The organism is Dokdonella sp. (assembly GCF_036518555.1).
Lineage (GTDB): Bacteria > Pseudomonadota > Gammaproteobacteria > Xanthomonadales > Rhodanobacteraceae > Dokdonella_A.
The window spans coordinates 1-3152 of record NZ_DATDMY010000265.1 but is presented as its reverse complement, the minus strand read 5'-3'; the positions used below and the strand labels follow the sequence as shown (position 1 = coordinate 3152).

Sequence of the window (3152 nt, the reverse complement as noted above, 5' to 3'; positions counted from 1 at the left end):
CACGTTGCCGGTCACGCGCGCGGCGCTCGACGGCAACGAGATCTGGCAGGAGAAGGCCTACCTGCCGGGCATGGCCGCGATCGCGTGCGGCGTCGTCGCGGCGCTGGCGTCGGCACGCTGGACCGCGCGCGCGCCGTGGGTCGCGCGCCGGCTCGTCGTGTTCGGGGCCGCCGGCCTCGCGAGCGTGCTGTTCGTCGAAGGGTGGTGGTGGTCGTGGCTCGGCAACGGCACGATGCTCGTGCTGACGGGGTCCGTCGCCTGCATCCTCATCGGCCTCGACGGCGACGGCTCTCACGATGGCGCGCGCGGTCTCGGCTGGCTGCGCTCGTTCGGCCGGCTCAGCTACGAGATCTACCTCGGCCACATGTTCGTCGTCTTCGCGGTCGTCGCGCTGCACAAGGCGAGCGGCGCGAATGCGGCGTGGAGCTTCCTCTGGTACGTGCCCGGCGTCGCGCTGTCCTGGCTGCTCGGCGCCGCGGTCGCGCGCGGTTTCTCGCAGCCGTGCGAGCGCTGGATGCGACGGCGTTTCGCGCGCACGTTGCGCCACCCTGCGCGAGCCGCTTTGGCGATCGACCAGCGACGCGCGATCGAAGCCCGCGGCCCGTCATCGCCGTGAGCGGGCACGCGCGAGAAAGGCCCGCTGCGAACCCGAGGGGCCTCGCGTTCGCGCGGGTGACGACGCGGTCGCCGTGCCCCTCGGCGGCCGGCTGCCCCGTGGAAGATCGGCTCGGGGCGATCGATGCGCTCAGGCTGTGCGCGAGCGCGTGCCGCGCGGCGCGTGGTCGTCGCGCGTGCGGGCGCGCGTCGCGGGCAGCACGTGACCTTGCCGCTGCAGCAGGCCGGTGCACAGTTCGATGAGTTCGCGGATCAGCGCATGCATGATGCGTCTCCTGGCGTCCGGGCGGGCGTGCCGGTGACGCCACGATAGCGACGCGCGGGCCGCAGTCCGGTGCCAGTTCGCGTCGAAGCGCAGGAACCGCGATCGCGCGCTCAGTGTGCGCCGTCTTCGCCTTCGAGGCGGTTGCTGCAGCGGCCTTCGACGCACGCGCAGCCGCGGATGTCCGGGAAGCCGCACACGCCCGACTCGTGCTTGGCCGCGCACTCCGCGCGCACGCGCTCGGGAAAGGTCGGACTGTCCTTGTTGACGCAGGCGGGATAGCGACCGCAACAGTTGCCGACGTCCTTGATCGCGCAGTCGGCATCGGTCCGGCACCGGTAGTCGACCTCGGCCTTGATCGGCGGTCCGAGCAGGCGCGGCGGCGCCGCGTCGGCGCAGGCGCACAGTGCGGCGAACAGGACGAGGAGGGGCGTGGCGCGCATGCGTCGAGCTTACGCCCACGCGCGGCGCCGCGCGCGTCAGGCGCGCCGCGCGTTCAGGTCGCGTGCGAAATCGCCGGGCGTGCGGCCGACCAGCGCGCGGAAGTCGCGGATGAAGTGCGCCTGGTCGAAGTAGCCGAGGTCGAGCGCGAGCGCGGTCCAGTCGACCGCGCGCCCCTCGGCGAGCTGGTCGACCGCCTCGTGCAGGCGATAGCGGTTGATCACCCATTTCGGGCCGACGCCGACGTAGTCGCCGAACAGGCGCTGCAATGCCCGCAGGCCGAGCCCATGGCGTTCGGCGAGCGCGTCGACGCGGGTGAGCCCGCGATCGGCCGCGATGCCGTCGACGATCCCGGCCACGCGCGCGACCTCGGGATCCGGCGGCGGCAGCCGCTCGAGCAGGAACGCGCGCACGAGCGCGATCATCGCGTGCTCGTCCGCCGCGTCGAGCACCGCGCGCTCGAGCCCGGCCGCGCGTGCCCCGAACACGGTCTCGAGCGGCAGCGAGCGCCCGGTCAACGTCGACACGGCGCGACCGAGGAACGGCCGGAAACCGCCCGGACGGAACTTCACGCCGAACGCGAAGGAGTCCCCGTCGAGGACGCGCGTGTAGCGTCCCTTCGCGACGCCGTGCACGCCGGTGAGGCCGGGTTCGAACACGAGGTAGACGTTCGGATGCGGCAGCGTTTCCTGCAGTTGCGGCGGATGGCCGGCGAGATGCCAGCGCACGATCCAGTAGTGCTGCACGAAGGCCGCGAGCGCGCCGGCCGCGGGATGGCGCGCATGATGGAAACGCTCGGCCGGCGCGAGCCGGTGCAGGATGCCGCGCGCATGGCCGGCGCCGAAGTTCACCATGGGCGCGCGCCCGCGTCGCGCCGACGGATGCGCGCGGGACCCGTGCGCCGTTCACGATGCCGGCCGTGCTTGCGTCGCGTTTTTCCAATCGGGGTCGCGGCGTGCATGGTGCAATGGTCGTGCCGCCGCTGCGGGAGAGCAACCCTGGCCACGTCCGCCCGCGCGACACTCGCGTTCGCCGTCGTCGCCGATGCGTTCGCCGCGCCGCCTCGCGTGACGCCGCAGGCGGCGGTCATCACCGACACCGTTCCACGAGGAGGTTCCATGCGCCGCGCCGAGGGTCCGTTCGACGTCCAGCTCATTCCGCAGAAGGCGGACAACCCGTATGCCGAGGGTGCCGGCATCAGCCGCCTCGCGCTCGACAAGCGCTTCCATGGCGCGCTCGACGCGACGAGCCAGGGCGAGATGATCGCGTTCCGCACCGCCATCGCCGACTCCGCGGGCTACGTCGCGCTCGAACGCGTGACCGGCACGCTCGACGGCCGCACGGGCAGCTTCGTGCTGCAGCACAGTTCGACGATGCGCCGCGGCGTCCCCACGCAGGACATCACGGTCGTGCCCGATTCCGGCACCGACGAACTCACCGGCCTCTCCGGCTCGATGACGATCACGATCGCCGCCGGCGGCGCCCACGCGTACGCGTTCGACTACGTGCTCCCGTAGGGCGGTACGCGCACCGCGCGTGCGCCCAGGGCGTCGCAGGAAAGGCGAAGCGGAAGCGGAAAGATTGAAACACGGAGCACACGGAGCACACGGAGGAAAAGCTCTTTGCTATTGCCTTCTTCGTGTGCTCCGTGTGCTCCGTGTTTCAGGCTTTTGCTTTCCTCAGCCGGTCCTCGGCGCGCTGCCGGTCGTGACGCCGCGGTGGTGGCGACGGCGGGACTCGCGCTCTTTCGGACTTCAGCCGTCCTCGAGGGCCGGTTCCGGTGCGGGCTTGCGGCGCGACGCGGGCCGCGCCGCGACCGTCGCCACCGCGGCCG

5 protein-coding genes are annotated in these 3152 nt (G+C 72.3%); 2 read left to right on the top strand and 3 right to left on the bottom strand.

Annotated features, from left to right (window positions below; all coding sequences use genetic code 11):
* A partial coding sequence (locus VI238_RS14350) for an acyltransferase family protein (RefSeq protein ID WP_331652540.1) occupies nt 1–616 on the top strand: 616 nt, incomplete at its 5' end.
* A gap of 129 nt (nt 617–745) precedes the next feature.
* Here the strand turns inward: VI238_RS14350 and VI238_RS14345 are convergent.
* The 3 genes from VI238_RS14345 to VI238_RS14335 all read right to left on the bottom strand — a co-directional run bounded on the left by VI238_RS14345 (nt 746) and on the right by VI238_RS14335 (nt 2172).
* Nucleotides 746–880, bottom strand: coding sequence for a hypothetical protein (locus tag VI238_RS14345; RefSeq protein ID WP_331652538.1), 135 nt, complete (start codon nt 878–880; stop codon nt 746–748).
* Between the two features lie 110 nt (nt 881–990).
* Nucleotides 991–1320, bottom strand: a complete 330-nt coding sequence (locus VI238_RS14340) for a hypothetical protein (RefSeq protein WP_331652536.1) — start codon at nt 1318–1320, stop codon at nt 991–993.
* A 36-nt stretch (nt 1321–1356) separates the two neighbouring features.
* Entirely contained in the window at nt 1357–2172 is an 816-nt protein-coding gene (locus VI238_RS14335; protein WP_331652534.1) for an AraC family transcriptional regulator, read from the bottom strand.
* 264 nt (nt 2173–2436) lie between these two features.
* Between VI238_RS14335 and VI238_RS14330 the strand changes: the two genes are divergently transcribed.
* Nucleotides 2437–2835 carry a DUF3224 domain-containing protein gene (locus tag VI238_RS14330; RefSeq protein ID WP_331652532.1) on the top strand — a complete coding sequence of 133 codons (399 nt, stop codon included), beginning with the start codon at nt 2437–2439 and terminating at the stop codon, nt 2833–2835.
* Nucleotides 2836–3152: the final 317 nt, after the last annotated feature.

Coding starts and splice junctions, on each gene's coding strand:
- VI238_RS14345 (WP_331652538.1), bottom strand. CDS start 880: ATGCATGCGCTGATCCGCGAACTCATCGAACTGTGCACCGGCCTGCTG.
- VI238_RS14340 (WP_331652536.1), bottom strand. CDS start 1,320: ATGCGCGCCACGCCCCTCCTCGTCCTGTTCGCCGCACTGTGCGCCTGC.
- VI238_RS14335 (WP_331652534.1), bottom strand. CDS start 2,172: ATGGTGAACTTCGGCGCCGGCCATGCGCGCGGCATCCTGCACCGGCTC.
- VI238_RS14330 (WP_331652532.1), top strand. CDS start 2,437: ATGCGCCGCGCCGAGGGTCCGTTCGACGTCCAGCTCATTCCGCAGAAG.